The sequence below is a fragment of the Pseudomonas sp. KB_15 genome (genome assembly GCF_052114525.1).
Lineage (GTDB): Bacteria > Pseudomonadota > Gammaproteobacteria > Pseudomonadales > Pseudomonadaceae > Aquipseudomonas.
On record NZ_JBFREX010000078.1, the window covers coordinates 1 to 18,157 of the forward strand.

Sequence of the window (18,157 nt, forward strand, 5' to 3'; positions counted from 1 at the left end):
CGCGGGCTCGGCAGCTGCTACAAAGGGTGTCGCGGCTGAAATTGCTTAACTGACTGGCATCAGGCGTGATTAGCCGTTTTTTTATTACAGGCTGCTGGATCATTGCTGAAAAGAAAAACGGCGCGTGACCCAAGTCCCGCGCCGTTTGTGTTCAATCCTTGTGTTCAACTTTTAGCCTGCAACGCTTTGGCCATTTGCAGATGATTTTGCAATTTAGGCAGGGTTTCTTCGGCGAACGCCTTGATCTGCGGTACGTCGGTGGTCTGTGCTTCCTGCTGCAGCTGATCGATGGCTTCCTGCGTGGTCTTCACCTGACTGGCTGCATAGGCCTCGTCGAAGGTCGCCCCATCCATGGCTTGTGGCATCAGGGCCTTGGCCTTTTCGACAACCTCTTCGCGTGGGGCCACCGGCAAATCCAGTTGCCTGGCGATTTTCGCCAGGTGCTGGTTCGCGGTGGTGCGGTCGTTGATGACGACGATGGCGTAATCCTTGACCTCTCTGGATTCGGACTTCTGGTGCGCCAGTCGGCTGGCTTCGATATCCGCCATGCCTTTGGCCGAGGCCTCGTCGATGAATTCGGCGAGCGACTGGGCAAAGGCACTGCTGGCAAACAGCCCAAGTAGCGTGGCAAAACTGGCATTGCGTATTCGGGTGGCCATCCGGTTCATGGTCGCGCCCTCCTTGAAAAGTTCAAACGGGAGCTTTCGCCCCCGCTTCTCAATCAAAACCACCGGCATCCTTTAGCGGGATTTCTGACCGCCCTTGCGGCCCATGTCGGGTTTCGCCGGGTCTTTTTCGACGGTCGTGGTGGTGGTTTTCCCACCCTTGCGACCGGCTTCAGAAGCCTTCGTTCGATCGTTGGCGAAGTTTCCCGAGTTCGAGTTTCTTGAATTAGGCATGATTCTCTTCCTCTTGGTGATAGTCGCGGCGAGCTGTAGCCCCCATAGAATCTGAAGTTGCGCGTCCCAAAAGGTTTAGAAAATTGCGTGGGTACCACGACGAACGGTACTCCTTACATTCAAACGCGATGCAAGTGATGCTCGCGTTTGGCGCAATACATCGCCTCGTCGGCATGCCTGAACAACTGCTTCTCTTCAGTGCCGTGATCGGGGTATCGGGCGACGCCGATACTCGGCTGGATGTTCAGGCTGTGCCCGTCCAAACGCAGGGGCTGGACCAGGACCTGACGGATTTTCTCGACCACGATGTCGGTATCGTCCGCAGCGCGAATGCTGTGCAGCAACACCACGAACTCATCGCCGCCGATGCGTGCCACGGTGTCGGTTTCCCGCACGCAGCCCTTGAGCCGGTTGGCCACTGCTTGCAGCAGCATGTCGCCGACCGCGTGGCCATGGGTGTCGTTGACTTGCTTGAAGCGGTCGAGGTCGACGTACAACAGCGCCATGCGCCCACCGTCCTCCCGGGCCACTTGCAGTGATGCCTTGAGTCGGTCGCGCAGCAGTTCGCGGTTGGGTAACTGGGTCAGTTGGTCGTACTGGGCCATGTATTGCAGGCGGGCATGCAGTTGCTTGCGCTCGATGGCGGTCGCGACCTGGGCACAGACATATTGCAGCAGTTCCTTGTCTTGCTCGGTGTAGCGCTCGCCGCCCGGAATGCTTTTGACGATCAACGCGCCGATGGTGCCGTTTTGCGAGTTCAGCGGCACACCCAGCCAACACGGTGCGTTCTGCCCGGTCACCAGCACGTCGAAGCCGGCAGGAGGTGTGCACTGGTCCGGGGTCAACAGGATCGGCTGCCCCGTGCGGATCACCTCGGTGCACAGGCGCCCGGTCATGGTTCCGGGTTGTTCGGGCCGTGGCTCGTGGTCATCGACGTGATAAGGGAAATTCAACTGCGCGCAGTGTTCGTCGTACAGTGCCACGGAAAAATTCAGTGCCGGTAGCCATTCGCCGATGATCATGTGGATGCGTTTGAACAATGCCAGCAGATCCTCTGCCGCATGGGCCGCCTCGGAAATCGCATACAGTGCTGCCTGCCGGGATTCGGCCTGTTTGCGTTCGGTGATGTCGCGGGCCACCGCGATGCGCAACTGATCGTCCTCGGACCAGCGTGCCGACCAGAGGATGTGCACCACGCTGCCATCCTTGCGCAGGTAGCGGTTTTCGAAGTTGAGCTTGGGCTCGCCGCCCATGATTTCCCGGGCGGCGTCGAGGGTGCGCTGGCGATCGCCCGGGTGCACCATGTCGATCATCGGCTGGCCGATCATCTCATCGGCGCTGTAGCCGAAAATGCGCTCGCACGCCGCACTGACAAAGACGAAGCGGCCCTGTTTATCCACCGCACAGACAGCGTCCAGCAACAGATCGATATAGCTCGCCAGTGGCGCGGAATTTCGGTTTTCCATGGTTCAGCGTGGGTGTCCCGATAATGCAGCGCTTATCAATCATCCCTACCCTGTCAGCCTTGCATCCTTGTGATCACATTCAAGCCTTGTTCGGCATCAGCCCCGGCAACGCATGCACCAGCGCATTGATGGCGAAGCCGATGAACATCACCCCGCACAACCGGGTGATTGCCAGTTCATGACGCTGGTACAAGCTGCGCACCCGCCGCGCACCGACAACGCCGATGAGAATAGCGTAGGCGAGCAACCCGCCGACGAAACTCAGGGCGATCAGCGCCGGCAGCATTGACCAGTTGAGCAGTTCCGCGCGGCTCGACAACAGCGCCGTGAACGTCGCCACCGCTACCGGATAGGCCTTGGGATTGGTCAGGCCAAACAGAATGCCGTGCCAGAACGGCTGCCGCGCCGGCCCCTGTGGCGCATCAGCGCTGCTGCGCCGGGCGCGCACCGCACGCCAGCCGAGCCAGAACAGGTACAGGCCGCTGAGTACGCCGAGCACGTCGAACGCGGTACTGCCGATCTCCCGCGCACCGACAATCGCGATCAGCGCCGTGCTGCACCAGATCACATCGCCGAGCAAATGCCCGCACAGAAACCCCGCCCCGGCCCGTCGCCCATGGGCTGCGCCAATGCCAAACACCGCCAGCACACCCGGCCCCGGAGTGATGCCGTAGATAAAACCCGAGGCAAGCACGGCCATTAGCAACGATGGGGTCATGGGGAGTCCTTTTGAACGGCTTGGTGAATGGTGGCCAGTCTATATCAGGTCTTAAGCTGTCGACTGCCTGATCGCGACAGAAACTCTTCAACACTGGGTCCCCTGCACGATCCGCTCATTCAGCCAGTTCAACGCCTGATCTCCGCCCCGACGCTTGTGCCAGACCAGTACAAAGGTAAACGACGGTATGTGAAACGGCGGTGACACGACAACCAATGAGGACTCATCAATATCGCGCAGGCCTCGTGACGCAACAGTAAGGATCAGGTCCGTTCCGCTGATGAGCTCCGGTGCTACGTTCCAGTGCGGCAGGCTGATGGCGACACGCCGGCGTTCGCGCAATGCAGTCAATGCACGCTCGATTTCCGGGGTGCCGCTGCCGCGCATTTCCAGCAGGACGTGGGGGCGTGCCAGGTAAGTGAACAGGTCGAGGGCACCGTCGACGGGCAAGCTTTTGCGGTCCAGCAGGCAGGCGTAGTGCTCTTCGAACAGCGGGGTGCTGCGCAATTCGTTAGGCATTTCAGGGAACACACCAATGGCGACGTCAATATCACCGTTGAGCACGCCGTCGAGCATGCTTTCGCGGCTGCCATGGCTGATTTGCAAGTCGATGCCCGGCGCTTCGCGGCGCAACGTCCGGATCAGTTCCGGCAGGACAATGGCGGCACCATAGTCGGACATCGCCAGACGGAAGGTACGCTGGGTGGTCGCGGGATCGAAGGCATTGGGCACCAGCAGCGCTTGCACCTGGGCCAGGGCTTCGGCCAGCGGAGCTACGAGTTCCAGGGCTCGCGGAGTCGGTACAAGGCCGGCACCGGCGCGCACCAGCAGCGGATCGCCGAGCAGGTCACGCAATCGCGCCAGCGCATGACTGACCGCAGGCTGACTCAAGTGCAGACGCTCGGCCGCCCGGGTCACGTGTTGCTCGCTGAGCAAGGCGTCGAGGATCACCAGCAAGTTGAGGTCGATGCGTCGTAGATCATTCATCTGCTGCATGTTCTGGATAACAAAACGGAATTTAAATCTGCGCGACGAATACCCTAGAGTCCAGCAAAACCTGTTGGAGATCGATCATGAGTACGTTGCATTGGGCCGCCCTGGTGGTGCTGGCGATGATTGCCGGGGCGGTGGTGCCGTTTCAGAGCGCCATCAACGTCAACCTCGGACGCGGGTTGGGCCATCCGTTGTGGGCGACGCTCGCCTCGTTACTGGTGAGCGTTGTGGTGTTGTTGCCAATCATCGTTGCGCTGCGATTGCCGTTGCCGTCACTGGCATTCATCAGCAAGGCGCCGCTTTGGATGTGGGCCGGTGGCGCTTTTGGGGTGTGCTTTATTTCCTTGGCATTGGTGCTGCTACCCAGGCTCGGTGCCGCGGGGTTCATGGCATTGGCGCTGGCGGGGCAAGTGGTGGCGTCGTTGTTGCTGGATCACTTTGGCTGGTTTGGGTTGGTGGAGCGGCAGCTCACCCTGCCCAAGGTGTTTGGGGTGGCGCTGTTGATGGCCGGGGTGGTGTTGATTCAATTTTTTGATGCACCGGCCAAGGGGTTGGCGACGGCGGGTTGAGGGGACAACCGACCGTACGATGGTGCTTTTCAGTCAGTCATCGCGAGCAAGCTCGCTCCCACAGGAGGTACGCGGTCCTTGTGGGAGCGGGCTTGCTCGCGAAAGCGGTCTGTCTGGCAATGCAGATTTCAGGCCTTGTCGAGGGTCCGCAACTTCTGCGGCAACCCCCACAGCAACAGCGCCACCGCGATCAGCGCACAGACACCAATGACATACAGCGCCGGCGTGGTGCTGCCGGTCAGGTCCTTGATCCGGCCGACCATCACCGGGCTGACGATGCCACCGAACTGGCCCAGGGTGTTGATCACCGCAATCCCGCCCGCCGCACCCGCGCCGGCACCGGCCAGCAGTTTCGGCGGCAGGGTCCAGAAGCTCGGGATGGAGGCGATGATCCCGGCACCGAGCAGGCCCAACGCAACAATCAGGAAGGTCGTGTGGTTGGCGAAGATCCCCGCACAGAAGAACCCGACCGCACCGACCGCCACCAGACCGGCGACAAACTTGCGCCGCTCGCCAGAAGCATCGGACAGGCGTCCGATCACCACCATGCTGATGGCGCCGCAAATATAGGGAATAGCGGTCAGCAGACCGATCATCACCGGACTTTCAGTACCGGCGCTGCGGATCAGTTGCGGTGCCCAGAAATTCAAGCCGTAGGACGCCACCTGAATCAGGAAATAGATCAGACCCAAGGTCAGGAAACCCGGAATCTTAAGTGCGGCGAGCAGCGAACCACCGCTCTTGTGCGGCTCATGCTGAGCGATGCGGCTGGCCAACAGGGTCTTCTCCGAAGGCGTCAGCCAATGGGCATCTTCGATGCGATCCTTGAGCAGGGTCAGCACCAGCAAACCGAGGCCGATACACGGCACGCCACCGAGCAGGAACAGCCAGTGCCAGCCACGCATTTGCAGCACGCCGTCGAGGTGTTGCAGCACCAGGCCGGAGAACGGCGCGCCCACCAGACCGGCGAACGCCGACGACAGGAACAGCATCGAAGTGATACGCCCGCGATAGTGCTGCGGGAACCACAGGGTCAGGTAGTACAGCACGCCCGGGGCAAAACCCGCCTCCATCGCACCGATCACGAAGCGCAGCACGTAGAACTGCCATTCGCTGTTGACGAACACCATGGCCGCCGTGGCCAGGCCCCAGGACATCATGATCCGGGCAATCCAGCGCCGGGCGCCGACCTTGTACAGCATCATGTTGCTGGGCACTTCGAAAATCACATAACCGACCACGAACAACCCGGCGCCGAGGCCATAAGCGGTGTCGCTCAGGCTCAGGTCGGCCTGCAGCTGAAACTTGGCGAAGCTGATGTTGATGCGGTCGAAAAAGGCGAACAGGTAGCAGACCATGATCAGCGGCATCAGACGCCAGGCGACTTTGCTGACCAGGGCTTTTTCGGTGTCGTGGCTAACGGCCGGGCTCGCGCCGGCCTCCAGTGTATTGAGGCTCATTGCAGTTCTCCAGGCGGACTTCCCGAGGGTGTCCGATTGTTTTTGTTGTCTGGTTGAGGTGCTTTTTTACTGTGGGAGCGGGCTTGCTCGCGAATGCGTCAGTTCAGTCGACAACGGCCTTGACCAGTTGCCCCGGCACTTCATGACCGAGCAGCGCCGGCAGTCCTCGGGACAGTTTCAGCAGCAGCGGCAAATCGATACCGGTGTGAATGCCGACTTCATCGCACAGGTTCACCAGGTCCTCGGTGCAGATGTTGCCCGACGCTCCCGGTGCAAACGGGCAGCCGCCGAGGCCGCCGAGGGCCGCGTCGAAGCGGCGGGCACCGGCCTCGTAAGCGGCCAGCACATTGCACAGGCCAAGGCCGCGGGTGTTGTGGAAATGCAGGGTCAGATCATTGGGCGAAACCCGCTGCAAAACCCGTCGCACCAGCCGATCCACTTGCCGAGGATTGGCCATGCCCGTGGTGTCGGCCAGGGTAATGCCCTGGACGCCGAGCTCCTGATAGGCCTCGACGATTTGCACCACGCGGTCCTCATCGATCTTGCCTTCGAACGGGCAGCCGAAGGTGGTGGCGATGCTGGCGTTGAGTCGCACGGGGCTGTCACCAACGAAGTGCACAATCTCGCCGAACGCGGCCAATGAATCTTCACAACGCATGCGCATGTTCGCCAGGTTGTGGGTCTGGCTGGCGGACATCACCAGGTTCAGCTCATCGGCGCTGCACGCCAGCGCCCGTTGCGCGCCCTTCAGGTTGGGAATCAACGCGACGTAGATCACCCCCGGCTGCCGGTTGATGCCCTTGAACACCAGCTCGCCATCGCGCAGCGCCGGAATGGCCTTGGGCGACACGAACGAACCGGCTTCGATACGGCTGAATCCGGCCAGCGACAGTTGATCGATCAAGGCAATCTTGTCGTGGGTTTCAACCCAGGTCGGCTCGATTTGCAAACCGTCGCGCGGGGACACTTCCTGGACGATCAGGCTGTCGGAATAATCGGTGATCATTGCACCACTCCTTCGACTTTCAGGCGTTCGATGTCCATCGCGGTGAGGCCCAACTGCGCGAGGATGCCGTCGGTGTGCTGGCCCAGCCCGGGACCGGACCAGTTCACGCCGCCGGGGGTTTCGGAGAGTTTCGGCACGATGCCCGGCATCTTCACCGTGGCGCCACCGGGAAGCTCGGCATTGAGCAGCATGTCCCGCGCCTGATAATGCGGATCGGCGACGATGTCGGCCACCGAGTAGATACGTCCGGCCGGGACTTCAGCAGCCTCCAGCGCGGCCAGAACCTCGTCGATGGGCAGGCTGCTGGTCCAGTGGGTGATGGCGGCGTCAAGCTGATTGCTTTTGGCCGCACGCCCGTCGTTGTGGGCGAACTCCGGGGCCTCGGCCAGGTCGGCGCGGCCGATGGTGTGCATCAGACGCTTGTAGATCGGATCGCTGTTGCCGGCAATCACCACGTAGGCGCCGTCGGCGGTCAGATACGTGTTGGACGGCGCGATCCCCGGCAAGGCGCCGCCGCTGCGTTCACGCACATGGCCAAGCATGTCGTATTCCGGCACCAGGCTTTCCATGACGTTGAACACGCTTTCGGCCAGGGACACATCAACGACTTGCCCGCCGCCCTGCCCGGTCTTGACCCTTAGCAGCGACATCAGCGCACCGATCACCGCATGCAGCGAAGCCAGGGAATCGCCAAGGCTCACGCCGACCCGCGCCGGCGGCGAACCGGGCGTGCCGGTGGTGTAGCGAATCCCGCCCATGGCTTCGCCTATGGCACCGAAGCCCGGACGGTCGCGGTACGGACCGGTCTGGCCGTATCCGGAAATCCGCACCAGCGTCAGGTTGGGATTGAGCGCGTGCAACACGTCCCAGCCAAGGCCGAGTTTCTCCAGGGCGCCGGGGCGCAGGTTTTCGATCAGCACGTCGGCGCTGGTTGCCAGTTGTTTGACCAGTTCGATGCCTTCGGCGGATTTGAGGTTCAGCGCCAGGGATTTCTTGTTGCGCGATTGCAGGTACCACCACAGCGAGGTGCCTTCGTGCAGCTTGCGCCATTTGCGCAGGGGATCGCCCTGGCCCATGGCTTCGATCTTGATCACCTCGGCGCCGAACTCGGCAAGCATGCGCGCGGCGAAAGGCGCGGCAATCAGCGTGCCGATCTCGATCACTTTGATCGCACTCAAGGGGGCAGTCATCGCGGGGGTACCTCTTGTTCTTGGAATATGGGCCAAGACTAGAGGAGCGGTGTTTGAGGAATCCAACCTTCAGTTGGCAACGAGCGTTCGCGAAATGCGAACGCCCTGGAAGATTATCGCGGCCTCAGGGCCGCCTTCGCGAGCAAGCCCGCTCCCACATTTGGAATGCATTTCCCTGTGGGAGCGGGCTTGCTCGCGAAGAGGCCGGCCCAGTCAACAAAAAACTTTCAGACCGCCCCCCGCAAATGCTCAAACAACATCCGGCTCACCGGCGACAGCAGCGCCTCATCGCGCACCACCAGAATCAGTGCTCGATCGGACCATTCGTCCGTCAACGGCACCGCGTGCAAACCCAACGCCCGGCCAAACAATTCATAGGCCCGCTGCGGAAGGATGCCGATCCCCATGTTGGCCTGGACCATGCGGCACATGGCATCGAACCCCGGCACATGAATGCGCACCCGCAACACCTTGCCGGCTTCGCGGGCCGCTGCATGGGTACGCATGTTGATCGAACTGGCGGCATGCAACCCAACGTAATCGCTGTCCAGCGTATCGGCGAAAGCTACGCTCGACCGGCTCGCCAATGGATGGTGCGGTGGCATCAACACCACCAGTTTGTCCTGACGATACAGCACGCTGTGCAGCCCCTTGATGTCACTGTCGATGGAACAGATCCCGAGGTCGGCCACCCCGTCGAGCACGCCCTGAATCACCCCGGCGCTGGGGCGTTCTTCGAGGTCGGTCTTGACCTGTGGGTGACGCTCGGAAAAATCCCGCAGGTCCTCGGGCAAAAACTGAATGATCGCCGACAGGTTGGCGAGCATCCGCACATAACCGCGTACACCGTGGCTGTGCTCGCCCAGTTCAAGCCCCATTTTCTCGACGTTGAACAACATTTGCCGGGCGTGGTGCAGCAACGTCTCACCGGCCGGCGTCAGGGACATGCCCTTGGCCTGGCGTACGAACAGGCTGATGCCCAGCGCCTCCTCCAGCTCCATCAAGCGCTTGCTCGCCGCCGAGACGGCAATCGCTTCGCGCGACGCGGCACGGGTCAGCGTGCCCTCCTCATGGACGGCGACGAACAGTTGCAAAGTGATCAGGTCGAGACGGCGGATCAGGCTTTTTTGCAGCATCGGGTACTCGGCGAAGTCGGCTCGGGCGAAGTTGCAGCATAACGTTCTTCACCCGAGTCGTGCCGTGGTCCAGGCACCYGGTCGTGATAAAGTCGCCGCCCATAGACCTTTTGCCGTGAGACGAAGACCGCAATGACCGATTTCCAGGATGTCGATGCCCAACTTGAAGACTGGAACGTCTTGCGCAGTACCGCTTCGTTCAGTGGCTTGCTGGTGGGCAACGGTGCCAGTCGCGCGGTGTGGGACGATTTCGGCTACGAGTCGCTGTTCGAAAACGCCCGCACCGTTGAAGAAAAACCCCTGAGCCAATCCGAGCTGAGCGTGTTCGATGCGATGCAGACCCGCAGTTTCGAGCAGGTACTGAGCGCCTTGAAAACCACCAGCCGGGTCAACAAGGCCCTGGCTGTCAGTTCCGCCGCCCCGCGCAATCGCTACTACGCGATCAAGGAAGCGCTGATCAACACCGTGCATGCGGTGCATATCCCGTGGCGGCTGGTGGTGCCTTCGACGCTGGCGACGATCAATCAGGAACTGGCCAGCTATCGCACGGTATTCACCACCAATTACGACCTGCTCAACTACTGGGCGGTGCAACACCAGCCAGAGGCGATAACCGATCTGTTCCAGGGGGCCGAACCCGCTTTCGACCTGAGTGACACGGCCACCGACAAAACCCGTTTGCTGTACTTGCACGGCGGCTTGCACCTGGTGCGCAACCAGGACGGCACGGCGCGCAAGCTGATGTCGACCGAGGGCACGTTGCTGGGCAATTTCGCCATCAACAACACGATCAAGACCCTCGACGACGTGCCGCTGTTCGTCAACGAAGGCCCGAGTGCGGACAAGCTCAAAACCATTCGCAGTTCGGACTATCTGTCGTTCTGCTACGAGCAATTACTCGGTCACGGCCAGGCGCTGTGCATCTTCGGCCATGCGTTGGGGGACCAGGACAGCCACATCATCCACGCCTTGCGCCTGGCAAAACCGCAGGTGGTGGCGATCTCGATCTACCCGCGCAGCAAGGCATTCATCCAGCACCAGAAGCGGCATTACGCGAAAGTGTTTGAGGGGACGGGGGTTGAGTTGCGGTTTTTTGATTCCAAGAGCCATGCGTTGGGGAATTCAAAGTTATCGGTTCCAGTCGAAGTTTAGTACTGGCCGATCTGACGCTTTCGCGAGCAAGTCGAATCGTCGCACCGCCGCTCCCACAGGTGACTGAGTTCCTTCAGAGAAAATACGGTCGAATGTGGGAGCGAGCTTGCTCGCGATGCTTTTGGCAGTCGACTCATTCTTCGCTGCTATGCACCACCACCAGCAACTGCGCCTGTACCTCTCCCACCGAACGAATCCGGTGCGGTTTTTGCGCATTGAAGTGCAGCGCATCGCCACGATCGAGCAGCACGCGCTCGTTCATGAAGTCCACTTCCACCCGCCCCTCGTGGACGAACAGAAACTCCTCGCCCAGATGTTCCTTGAAGGTTTTGTCGGTGAACTCCGCCGGCGGGTAAATGATGAACGGCAGCAGGCTGCGTTCGCTGACCTGATGGGCCAGCACCGCGTAACCCGAATTGTTATCACTGGCACCCAAAGGTTGCCGCTCGTGGCTGCGCACCAGGCTGTAGCTGTCGAGGCTGACGTTGTCTTCAGAGAACAATTCCTCGACCTTCACGTTCAGCGCCTTGGCCAGTTTCAGCGCAGCAGCAATCGACGGCGTGTTCAACCCGCGCTCGACTTTTGACAGGTAACTCTTGGTCATGCCGGATTGTTCGGCCAAGGTTTCCAACGTCACGCCAAGTTTTTTTCTGAGCAATTTCAAACGGTTAGACATGTATAGCGATTAATCCATCAAGGAGGCAACGATTTGTCCTTGCCAATGACACAATGTGTCATATAGCCTCTTTAGTGTCATTTGCGTTCACCGACGACTTTGCGAGGAACCGGTGAGCCGCAAACCCGACGTCCATTGAATCACCCAAAGGACACCGATATGGCCAAGACATTAGCACTGCCCAAAGAGCAACTGGTCAAGCATGCGCTGAGCCAAATGCAAAATACCCTGGCGGATAATACGTGGACCGCCCGGCAAAAGCTGGCCCTGACCTGCCGCATTCTGTTTGAGCACGGTCACGATTCCGGCCTTGCCGGGCAGATCACCGCCCGTGGTCCGCAACCCGGCACTTACTACACTCAGCAACTGGGCCTGGGTTTCGACGAAATCACCGCGGGCAACCTGTTGCTGGTCAACGAAGACCTGGAGGTGCTCGAAGGCCACGGCATGCCCAACCCGGCCAACCGTTTTCACAGTTGGGTGTACCGCGCCCGAGCGGATGTGAACTGCATCATTCATACCCATCCGACCCACGTTGCAGCCTTGTCGATGCTGGAGGTGCCGCTGCAGATTTCCCACATGGACCTCTGCCCGCTCTATGACGACTGCGCGTTTCTCGAAGGCTGGCCGGGTGTGCCAGTGGGCAACGAGGAAGGCGAGTTGATTGCCGGGGCGCTGGGCGACAAACGGGCGATCCTGCTTTCCCACCATGGCCAATTGTCCACCGGCAGCAGCATCGAGGAAGCCTGTGTCATCGCACAACTGATCGAACGTGCCGCGAAGCTGCAACTGTTGGCGATGAGCGCCGGAACCATCAAGCCGATCATTCCCGAGCTGGGCCGTGAAGCCCATGACTGGATTGCCCGGCCGAAACGCCACGCCGCCGCTTTCAACTACTACGCCCGGCAGAGCCTGCGCCAACACGCCGATTGCCTGAACTGAACCCATTGACAGAACGGAGAGACACCATGCCCACCGCAAACATTCACGGCATCATCGGCTACACCATCACCCCTTTTACCGCCCATGGCGAAGGCGTTGACCTGGACGCCCTCGGACGCTCCATCGACCACCTGATCGAGGGCGGCGTGCATRCCATCGCACCGCTGGGCAGCACCGGCGAAGGTGCCTACCTGAGCGACGCGGAGTGGGATCAGGTCAGCGAATTCAGTATCAAGCACGTCGCCAAACGCGTGCCGACCGTCGTCAGCGTGTCCGATCTGACCACCGCTAAAGCGGTGCGTCGCGCGCGCTTCGCCGAAGCCCATGGCGCCGATGTGGTGATGGTGCTGCCCGCGTCCTACTGGAAGCTCAGTGAAGCGGAAATCCTCGCCCATTACCGCGCCATCGGCGACAGCATCGGCGTGCCGATCATGCTTTACAACAACCCGGCCACCAGCGGCACCGACATGTCGGTGGACCTGATCCTGCGCATCGTCAACGCCGTGGAAAACGTGACCATGGTCAAGGAGAGCACCGGCGATATCCAGCGCATGCATCAACTGCAACGTCTCGGCGAGGGCCAGGTGCCGTTCTACAACGGCTGCAATCCGTTGGCCCTGGAGGCCTTTGCCGCTGGCGCAAAAGGTTGGTGCACCGCCGCGCCGAACCTGATTCCGCAGCTCAACCTGGAGTTGTACGAAGCAGTGCTGGCCAACGATTTGCGCAAGGCCCGGGAGCTGTTCTATCGCCAGTTGCCACTGCTGGATTTCATTCTCAAGGGTGGCTTGCCGGCGACGATCAAGGCGGGCTTGCGGGCGACGGGGCTGGAGGTGGGAGATCCGCGGCTGCCGGTGTTCCCGTTGAGTGAGGCGGGGCTTAGTCAGCTTCGAGGCCTACTCGAAGCCTTACGCTGAATTCAGGTTAAACAAAACCCCTGTGGGAGCGAGCTTGCTCGCGATGAGGCCATTACATTCAACACAGATGTTGACTGTCAGACCGCCATCGCGAGCAAGCTCGCTCCCACAAGGATTTGTACTGGCTTTAAAGGTAGTGATCAAAGCACCGGCAACGTCTTGTCCTTGACCACCTTGGTCGAGCCGTTGGCCTTCACACTGGCGATGCCTTTCTCCATGGCGGCATCGGAGGAATAAGCCTCGCTGCTACCGATGATTTCGTGATTACCCGCCTTGAGGTTGAAATACGGATGGCCATCCTTGGTGGTTTTCTTCTCGTAACGCTCATCCAGCGGGCTGTTGGCCTGGACCGAGGCGATGCCTTTGTCGGCGGCTGCATGGGTGGTGTACAGCTCGCTGGTCAGAATGGTCTCGGCATTGGCCGCCTTGAGGACAAACCTGAACTGACCATTGCTGCTTTTGCTCACTTCATACCATCCGGACATGCTCTTTCTCCTTGGCGATTGAGAGGTTGCGCGCTTCACAGTAAAGACCAGGCCGGGATTTCTGTCGCCTGAACGGCCCCTTCGCGGGCAAGCCCGCTCCCACAGGTCCGGCGTAATCCCTGTGGGAGCGGGCTTGCCCGCGAAGGGGTCGACACAGTTTTGACTACTTCACCACTGCCCGCACCACCGACAATTCCGGCACCTGAGTCCGCCGCTGGCTCAGATACCGCGTACAACTGACCCGCAAGAATGAAGCGAAATTGACCACCTCGCCGCGATAGTCCATCACCTCTTCATACAGCTTGGCGATCAACTGATTGGTGGTCATGCCGTCGACTTCGGCGATTTCGCTGAGGATGTCCCAAAACTGATTCTCCAGCCGCAGAGTAGTGACCACCCCGCAGATGCGCAGCGAGCGGGAGCGCGATTCGTAGAGAATCGGGTCGGCTTTGACGTACAGCTCGCACATGGACATGTCCCTCGTTACAGCGTGATTTTGGTACCCAGCAACCCCAGGAAACCGGCCAGCCAGTTCGGGTGCGCAGGCCAGGCCGGAGCCGTGGCCAGATTGCCCTGAACATGGCCGTCCGTCACCGGAATGTCGATATACGTACCGCCCGCCAGTCGCACTTCCGGAGCGCAGGCCGGATAGGCGCTGCATTCGCGACCTTCGAGGACACCCGCTGCCGCCAGCAACTGCGCGCCATGGCACACAGCGGCGATCGGCTTGCCGGCCTTATCGAAGGCGCGCACCAGTTCCAGGACCTTTTCGTTCAGGCGCAGGTACTCCGGCGCACGACCGCCCGGAATCAGCACAGCGTCATAATCGGCGGCGTTGACCTTGGCGAAATCGAAGTTCAGGGCAAACAGGTGACCGGGTTTTTCGCTGTAGGTCTGGTCGCCTTCAAAGTCATGGATCGCCGTGCGCACGGTCTGGCCGGCGGCTTTGTCCGGGCAAACGGCGTGCACCGTGTGGCCGACCATCAGCAGCGCCTGGAACGGCACCATCACTTCATAGTCTTCGACGTAATCACCAACCAGCATCAGAATTTTTTTCGCAGCCATGGGGAGGACTCCTCTGGAAAATGCGTGGGCATGCAGGAGTATTCAAGGTAGTCCTTATCCGTGGGGGTGGGTAATAACCTGCTACTACGGCGTTATCGTTCTTCGCGAGCAAGCCCGCTCCCACAATGGAATGCGTTCCCCCCCAGTGGGAGCGGGCTTGCTCGCGAAGAGGCCCGCAAACTGTACGGATAAGTCTGTGCCTAGCTGTAACAGCGGACAACCCATGGTTTATGGCTATATGGAGCCTTACCCCATCACCCAAAACTCTGGTTGCCATCATGTCCTCGCGAGAAAACACCGGCATGGCCCTGGGCCTGCTCGGCGTTGTGATCTTCAGCCTCACCCTGCCCTTCACGCGGATCGTCGTGCAGGAACTCCACCCGCTGCTCAACGGCCTGGGCCGGGCACTGTTTGCGGCGGTGCCGGCAGCATTGCTGTTGCTGTGGCGCCGGGAAAAATGGCCGACCTGGAAGCAGATCAAAGGCCTGACGCTGGTGATGGCCGGGGTGATCCTCGGTTTCCCGGTACTGTCGGCCTGGGCCATGCAAACCTTGCCGGCGTCCCACGGTGCGCTGGTCAACGGTTTGCAACCGCTGTGCGTGGCGCTGTACGCCGCGTGGCTGTCCCATGAGCGGCCTTCGAAAGCCTTCTGGGCCTGCGCCGCACTGGGCAGTGCGCTGGTACTCGGTTATGCACTGATCAGCGGTGCCGGCAGTATTCAGGCCGGTGACTTGCTGATGCTTGGCGCCATTGCAGTGGGCGGATTGGGGTACGCCGAGGGAGGTCGACTGGCCAGGGAAATGGGTGGCTGGCAGGTGATCTGCTGGGCGCTGGTGCTGTCGACGCCGTTGCTGATCGGCCCCGTGGTGTATCTGGCGCTGCAACATCAGGGCGAGATTTCCGCCAAGACCTGGTGGGCCTTCGGTTATGTCTCGCTGTTTTCGCAGTTCATCGGCTTCTTCGCCTGGTACGCCGGGCTCGCCATGGGCGGCATTGCCCGGGTCAGTCAGATCCAGTTGCTGCAGATCTTCTTCACCATCGCCTTCTCGGCGCTGTTCTTCGGTGAACACATCGAACCGATCACCTGGCTGTTTGCGGCCGGAGTCATCGTGACAGTGATGCTGGGCCGCAAGACCGCAATCAACCCCAATAATGTGGGAGCGAGCTTGCTCGCGATGGGGACATCACATTCAACACATTTGTCGACTGTAAATCCGCCATCGCGAGCAAGCTCGCTCCCACAGGATCAAAGGTAACCGTCAGCGCGCAGCAACGTTTCCAGACAATGCACGCTGATGTGATAGAAATCCTTCAGCTCCTGGATCTTCTCCAGCAGCTGGGCCGGGGCCACCGGCTCGGCGCGCTTGACCGCCAGGATCATCTTGTTCTTGTTGGTGTGGTCCAGTGAGATGAACTCGAACACCTTGGTCTCGTAACCGCAGGCCTCGAGGAACAAGGCGCGCAAACTGTCGGTGACCATCTCCGCCTGCTGGCCCAGGTGCAAGCCGTATTGCAGCATTGGCTTGAGCAGCGCCGGGCTCTGGATTTGCAGGCGGATCTGTTTGTGGCAGCACGGCGAGCACATGATGATCGAGGCGCCGGAGCGGATGCCGGTGTGGATCGCATAATCGGTGGCGATGTCGCAGGCATGCAGGGCGATCATCACGTCCAGTTCGCTCGGCGCCACGCTGCGCACGTCACCGCACTTGAACACCAGGCCGGGGTGCTCAAGCTTGGCAGCAGCGGTGTTGCACAAGGTGACCATGTCTTCTCGCAGCTCGACGCCGGTCACCTCGCCTTCGGCCTTCAAGGTGTTGCGCAGGTAATCGTGGATGGCGAAGGTCAGGTAGCCCTTGCCCGACCCGAAGTCCGCCACACGCACCGGTTTGTCCAGCGCCAGGGGCGACGAGGTCAGCGCATGGCTGAACACTTCGATGAACTTGTTGATCTGCTTCCACTTGCGTGACATCGCCGGGATCAGTTCATGCTGCTTGTTGGTCACCCCAAGGTCGGCGAGAAACGGCCGGTTCAAGTCCAGAAAGCGGTTTTTCTCGCGGTTGTGCTCGGTGGATGGCACTTCACGCAATTGCTGAGGTTTGCTCTTGAACAGCGATGACTTGCCCTTTTTGCTGTATTCGAGCTGGGCTTCGTCGGTCAACGACAACAAATGCGCATTTTTGAACGACGCCGGCAGCAGCCCGGCAATGCTCGCCACGCCTTCGGCCAGCGGCAGGTTCCTGGTGATATCGCGAGTCTTGTAGCGGTAGACGAAGGACAGGCATGCCTGCGCCTTGACCGTCACCGGCTTGATGATGATCCGCTGCAGGTCCGCCTCATCGCCGGCGTATTTGGCCAGTACCAGTTTGATAAAGGCGTTTTGATCGAGGCTGGCTTGCAGCAGTTCGATGAACCGGGCGTGATGGTCCGGCGCGAGGCTGGCGGGAGTGGCGGTGACGGACATGGAAAAAACGGCCTCAGGCGATGCAAATCGGAGAATGCCGGTATTTTAAGGGGGACGAGGACTTTGGGCACGGGGTTATTTTGTGACAGGTCCCAGTCATTCAGCCCAGGACCTCTATATAACCGTTGAAACCTCAGGGTTCCACCAGGCGAAGCCTGCGGCTGTTCGGCGAGTTAATGATGTGTTTGACGATCAGCCCCACTGGCACCGCCCAGGTCAGGCCATTGGCAGGGTCAGTCACCACGGCGACCGTTTCGGAACTGGCATCGATGTCCAGGCGCCGACGGTCGTTGCACGACTTGAGTACGCCGTAGGCGCGGCTAACCAGCCTTTCTGCCAGGTGCATCGGTACATCCATATTCTGCAGATGCTTCACCGCACGACAAAACAGGACTTGATCATCGATCCCCCCTTCACTTTCATGACGCCCCAGAAACGCCTGGGCAATATCCAATAGCTCCTCATTCAGATCTGCATTTTCATCGATGACCTTCATGCTCACGTCTCCTGCGCTACTTCTGTCGCTGCAGGATTGACTGCAGCAGGCCGGGCGGCACGGCGCAAATCGGGTCCGGCGCAAGGCAGGCGTACGGCCGGATTGGGCATGCCACTGGGCGAAAGTTCATGGGTCATTTCAAATTCGGCACGTACCGACCAACCGCACGCTTCCGACGTACATTGCAAATACGCCACCCGCAGGAAAATATGCCGGCCCTCGCTGGTGCGGATGCGCATCCTGTTCAAGCAGTGCGGGCACACCATTTTATAAGTACTCATACTGGATTCCCGGTGGTCATTGGGTGGCAATCAACCTGATCAAACGCAATACTGTTTGAGACATTCATCGCGGTGCTCCGGCCTTGCAAACAGTGTCTGCCAGACATAAGGAAGTGCATCGGGCAGACGCGTAATGGGTTCGAGCCATGCTCGTAGGAAATCACCCTGATACCATTAGGAAGTTTCGTCATCGTATTCTTCTGACTCATCTTTGATGCCTAATTTATGCGTAATGAGTACTTTTTTTT

General features: G+C 60.2%; 21 protein-coding genes. 5 read left to right on the plus strand and 16 right to left on the minus strand.

Features of this window, described 5'->3' with window-relative positions:
* Positions 1-164: 164 nt before the first annotated feature.
* The 5 genes from AB4Z35_RS29105 to AB4Z35_RS29125 all read right to left on the minus strand — a co-directional run bounded on the left by AB4Z35_RS29105 (position 165) and on the right by AB4Z35_RS29125 (position 4,079).
* Complete coding sequence (locus AB4Z35_RS29105; protein WP_442101039.1) at positions 165-668, minus strand: DUF4142 domain-containing protein; 504 nt, start codon at positions 666-668, stop codon at positions 165-167.
* Between the two features lie 72 nt (positions 669-740).
* A complete protein-coding gene (locus AB4Z35_RS29110) occupies positions 741-899 on the minus strand; it encodes a KGG domain-containing protein (protein WP_095945132.1) in 159 nt (52 codons plus the stop codon).
* A gap of 119 nt (positions 900-1,018) precedes the next feature.
* A complete protein-coding gene (locus AB4Z35_RS29115; RefSeq protein ID WP_116262214.1) occupies positions 1,019-2,365 on the minus strand; it encodes a GGDEF domain-containing protein in 1,347 nt (448 codons plus the stop codon).
* A 79-nt stretch (positions 2,366-2,444) separates the two neighbouring features.
* Entirely contained in the window at positions 2,445-3,083 is a 639-nt protein-coding gene (locus AB4Z35_RS29120; protein WP_108227804.1) for a LysE family translocator, read from the minus strand.
* An 87-nt stretch (positions 3,084-3,170) separates the two neighbouring features.
* Entirely contained in the window at positions 3,171-4,079 is a 909-nt protein-coding gene (locus AB4Z35_RS29125) for a LysR family transcriptional regulator (RefSeq protein ID WP_442101040.1), read from the minus strand.
* 77 nt (positions 4,080-4,156) lie between these two features.
* Here AB4Z35_RS29125 and AB4Z35_RS29130 point away from each other — a divergent pair, with 77 nt between their 5' ends.
* A complete protein-coding gene (locus AB4Z35_RS29130; protein ID WP_442101041.1) occupies positions 4,157-4,645 on the plus strand; it encodes a DMT family transporter in 489 nt (162 codons plus the stop codon).
* Between the two features lie 128 nt (positions 4,646-4,773).
* On the opposite strand, the gene AB4Z35_RS29135 is transcribed toward AB4Z35_RS29130, so the two are convergent.
* The 4 genes from AB4Z35_RS29135 to AB4Z35_RS29150 form a co-directional block, all read right to left on the minus strand.
* On the minus strand, positions 4,774-6,105 hold the full coding sequence (locus AB4Z35_RS29135) for an MFS transporter (protein WP_442101042.1): 1,332 nt from the start codon (positions 6,103-6,105) through the stop codon (positions 4,774-4,776).
* A gap of 103 nt (positions 6,106-6,208) precedes the next feature.
* A complete protein-coding gene (locus AB4Z35_RS29140) occupies positions 6,209-7,111 on the minus strand; it encodes a hydroxymethylglutaryl-CoA lyase (RefSeq protein ID WP_442101043.1) in 903 nt (300 codons plus the stop codon).
* On the minus strand, positions 7,108-8,301 hold the full coding sequence (locus tag AB4Z35_RS29145) for a CaiB/BaiF CoA transferase family protein (protein ID WP_442101044.1): 1,194 nt from the start codon (positions 8,299-8,301) through the stop codon (positions 7,108-7,110). The genes AB4Z35_RS29140 and AB4Z35_RS29145 overlap by 4 nt, the downstream gene beginning before the upstream one ends.
* A gap of 227 nt (positions 8,302-8,528) precedes the next feature.
* Positions 8,529-9,437: a LysR family transcriptional regulator gene (locus AB4Z35_RS29150; protein WP_442101045.1), complete on the minus strand. Its 909-nt coding sequence runs from the start codon at positions 9,435-9,437 to the stop codon at positions 8,529-8,531.
* A 132-nt stretch (positions 9,438-9,569) separates the two neighbouring features.
* On the opposite strand from AB4Z35_RS29150, the gene AB4Z35_RS29155 reads away from it, so the two are divergent.
* Positions 9,570-10,589 carry a DUF4917 family protein gene (locus AB4Z35_RS29155; protein WP_442101046.1) on the plus strand — a complete coding sequence of 340 codons (1,020 nt, stop codon included), beginning with the start codon at positions 9,570-9,572 and terminating at the stop codon, positions 10,587-10,589.
* 133 nt (positions 10,590-10,722) lie between these two features.
* Here the strand turns inward: AB4Z35_RS29155 and AB4Z35_RS29160 are convergent, their stop codons facing one another.
* On the minus strand, positions 10,723-11,265 hold the full coding sequence (locus AB4Z35_RS29160; RefSeq protein WP_442101047.1) for a helix-turn-helix domain-containing protein: 543 nt from the start codon (positions 11,263-11,265) through the stop codon (positions 10,723-10,725).
* Between the two features lie 159 nt (positions 11,266-11,424).
* Here AB4Z35_RS29160 and AB4Z35_RS29165 point away from each other — a divergent pair, with 159 nt between their 5' ends.
* Together AB4Z35_RS29165 and AB4Z35_RS29170 are read left to right on the plus strand one after the other, a co-directional pair.
* Positions 11,425-12,207 (plus strand): aldolase, encoded by a 783-nt coding sequence (locus tag AB4Z35_RS29165; RefSeq protein ID WP_007999357.1) that lies wholly within the window; start codon positions 11,425-11,427, stop codon positions 12,205-12,207.
* A gap of 26 nt (positions 12,208-12,233) precedes the next feature.
* Positions 12,234-13,121, plus strand: coding sequence for a dihydrodipicolinate synthase family protein (locus AB4Z35_RS29170; protein ID WP_442101048.1), 888 nt, complete (start codon positions 12,234-12,236; stop codon positions 13,119-13,121).
* Between the two features lie 140 nt (positions 13,122-13,261).
* Here AB4Z35_RS29170 and AB4Z35_RS29175 read toward each other — a convergent pair whose 3' ends face one another.
* From AB4Z35_RS29175 to AB4Z35_RS29185, 3 genes are all read right to left on the minus strand, one after another.
* The gene (locus tag AB4Z35_RS29175; protein ID WP_116262203.1) at positions 13,262-13,606 is read right to left on the minus strand and encodes a YegP family protein; all 345 of its coding nucleotides are present in this window, start codon (positions 13,604-13,606) and stop codon (positions 13,262-13,264) included.
* Positions 13,607-13,769: 163 nt separating this feature from the next.
* Complete coding sequence (locus tag AB4Z35_RS29180) at positions 13,770-14,075, minus strand: ribbon-helix-helix domain-containing protein (protein WP_007982997.1); 306 nt, start codon at positions 14,073-14,075, stop codon at positions 13,770-13,772.
* Positions 14,076-14,089: 14 nt separating this feature from the next.
* The gene (locus AB4Z35_RS29185; protein WP_008051822.1) at positions 14,090-14,671 is read right to left on the minus strand and encodes a DJ-1/PfpI family protein; all 582 of its coding nucleotides are present in this window, start codon (positions 14,669-14,671) and stop codon (positions 14,090-14,092) included.
* Between the two features lie 278 nt (positions 14,672-14,949).
* On the opposite strand from AB4Z35_RS29185, the gene AB4Z35_RS29190 reads away from it, so the two are divergent.
* Positions 14,950-15,927, plus strand: coding sequence for a DMT family transporter (locus AB4Z35_RS29190; protein ID WP_442101049.1), 978 nt, complete (start codon positions 14,950-14,952; stop codon positions 15,925-15,927).
* On the opposite strand, the gene AB4Z35_RS29195 is transcribed toward AB4Z35_RS29190, so the two are convergent.
* The 3 genes from AB4Z35_RS29195 to AB4Z35_RS29205 all read right to left on the minus strand — a co-directional run bounded on the left by AB4Z35_RS29195 (position 15,918) and on the right by AB4Z35_RS29205 (position 17,909).
* Positions 15,918-17,132: a class I SAM-dependent methyltransferase gene (locus AB4Z35_RS29195; protein ID WP_442101050.1), complete on the minus strand. Its 1,215-nt coding sequence runs from the start codon at positions 17,130-17,132 to the stop codon at positions 15,918-15,920. The two genes, AB4Z35_RS29190 and AB4Z35_RS29195, sit on opposite strands and share 10 nt — an antisense overlap.
* Before the next feature lie 133 nt (positions 17,133-17,265).
* Positions 17,266-17,628, minus strand: a complete 363-nt coding sequence (locus AB4Z35_RS29200) for a hypothetical protein (protein ID WP_008000171.1) — start codon at positions 17,626-17,628, stop codon at positions 17,266-17,268.
* A 2-nt stretch (positions 17,629-17,630) separates the two neighbouring features.
* Entirely contained in the window at positions 17,631-17,909 is a 279-nt protein-coding gene (locus AB4Z35_RS29205; RefSeq protein ID WP_108227817.1) for an ogr/Delta-like zinc finger family protein, read from the minus strand.
* Positions 17,910-18,157 lie beyond the last annotated feature (248 nt).

Excerpts from the sequence above, each read along its gene's own strand:
- AB4Z35_RS29105 (WP_442101039.1), bottom strand. The coding sequence starts at position 668 with ATGAACCGGATGGCCACCCGAATACGCAATGCCAGTTTTGCCACGCTA.
- AB4Z35_RS29110 (WP_095945132.1), bottom strand. The coding sequence starts at position 899 with ATGCCTAATTCAAGAAACTCGAACTCGGGAAACTTCGCCAACGATCGA.
- AB4Z35_RS29115 (WP_116262214.1), bottom strand. The coding sequence starts at position 2,365 with ATGGAAAACCGAAATTCCGCGCCACTGGCGAGCTATATCGATCTGTTG.
- AB4Z35_RS29120 (WP_108227804.1), bottom strand. The coding sequence starts at position 3,083 with ATGACCCCATCGTTGCTAATGGCCGTGCTTGCCTCGGGTTTTATCTAC.
- AB4Z35_RS29125 (WP_442101040.1), bottom strand. The coding sequence starts at position 4,079 with ATGCAGCAGATGAATGATCTACGACGCATCGACCTCAACTTGCTGGTG.
- AB4Z35_RS29130 (WP_442101041.1), top strand. The coding sequence starts at position 4,157 with ATGAGTACGTTGCATTGGGCCGCCCTGGTGGTGCTGGCGATGATTGCC.
- AB4Z35_RS29135 (WP_442101042.1), bottom strand. The coding sequence starts at position 6,105 with ATGAGCCTCAATACACTGGAGGCCGGCGCGAGCCCGGCCGTTAGCCAC.
- AB4Z35_RS29140 (WP_442101043.1), bottom strand. The coding sequence starts at position 7,111 with ATGATCACCGATTATTCCGACAGCCTGATCGTCCAGGAAGTGTCCCCG.
- AB4Z35_RS29145 (WP_442101044.1), bottom strand. The coding sequence starts at position 8,301 with ATGACTGCCCCCTTGAGTGCGATCAAAGTGATCGAGATCGGCACGCTG.
- AB4Z35_RS29150 (WP_442101045.1), bottom strand. The coding sequence starts at position 9,437 with ATGCTGCAAAAAAGCCTGATCCGCCGTCTCGACCTGATCACTTTGCAA.
- AB4Z35_RS29155 (WP_442101046.1), top strand. The coding sequence starts at position 9,570 with ATGACCGATTTCCAGGATGTCGATGCCCAACTTGAAGACTGGAACGTC.
- AB4Z35_RS29160 (WP_442101047.1), bottom strand. The coding sequence starts at position 11,265 with ATGTCTAACCGTTTGAAATTGCTCAGAAAAAAACTTGGCGTGACGTTG.
- AB4Z35_RS29165 (WP_007999357.1), top strand. The coding sequence starts at position 11,425 with ATGGCCAAGACATTAGCACTGCCCAAAGAGCAACTGGTCAAGCATGCG.
- AB4Z35_RS29175 (WP_116262203.1), bottom strand. The coding sequence starts at position 13,606 with ATGTCCGGATGGTATGAAGTGAGCAAAAGCAGCAATGGTCAGTTCAGG.
- AB4Z35_RS29180 (WP_007982997.1), bottom strand. The coding sequence starts at position 14,075 with ATGTGCGAGCTGTACGTCAAAGCCGACCCGATTCTCTACGAATCGCGC.
- AB4Z35_RS29185 (WP_008051822.1), bottom strand. The coding sequence starts at position 14,671 with ATGGCTGCGAAAAAAATTCTGATGCTGGTTGGTGATTACGTCGAAGAC.
- AB4Z35_RS29190 (WP_442101049.1), top strand. The coding sequence starts at position 14,950 with ATGTCCTCGCGAGAAAACACCGGCATGGCCCTGGGCCTGCTCGGCGTT.
- AB4Z35_RS29195 (WP_442101050.1), bottom strand. The coding sequence starts at position 17,132 with ATGTCCGTCACCGCCACTCCCGCCAGCCTCGCGCCGGACCATCACGCC.
- AB4Z35_RS29200 (WP_008000171.1), bottom strand. The coding sequence starts at position 17,628 with ATGAAGGTCATCGATGAAAATGCAGATCTGAATGAGGAGCTATTGGAT.
- AB4Z35_RS29205 (WP_108227817.1), bottom strand. The coding sequence starts at position 17,909 with ATGAGTACTTATAAAATGGTGTGCCCGCACTGCTTGAACAGGATGCGC.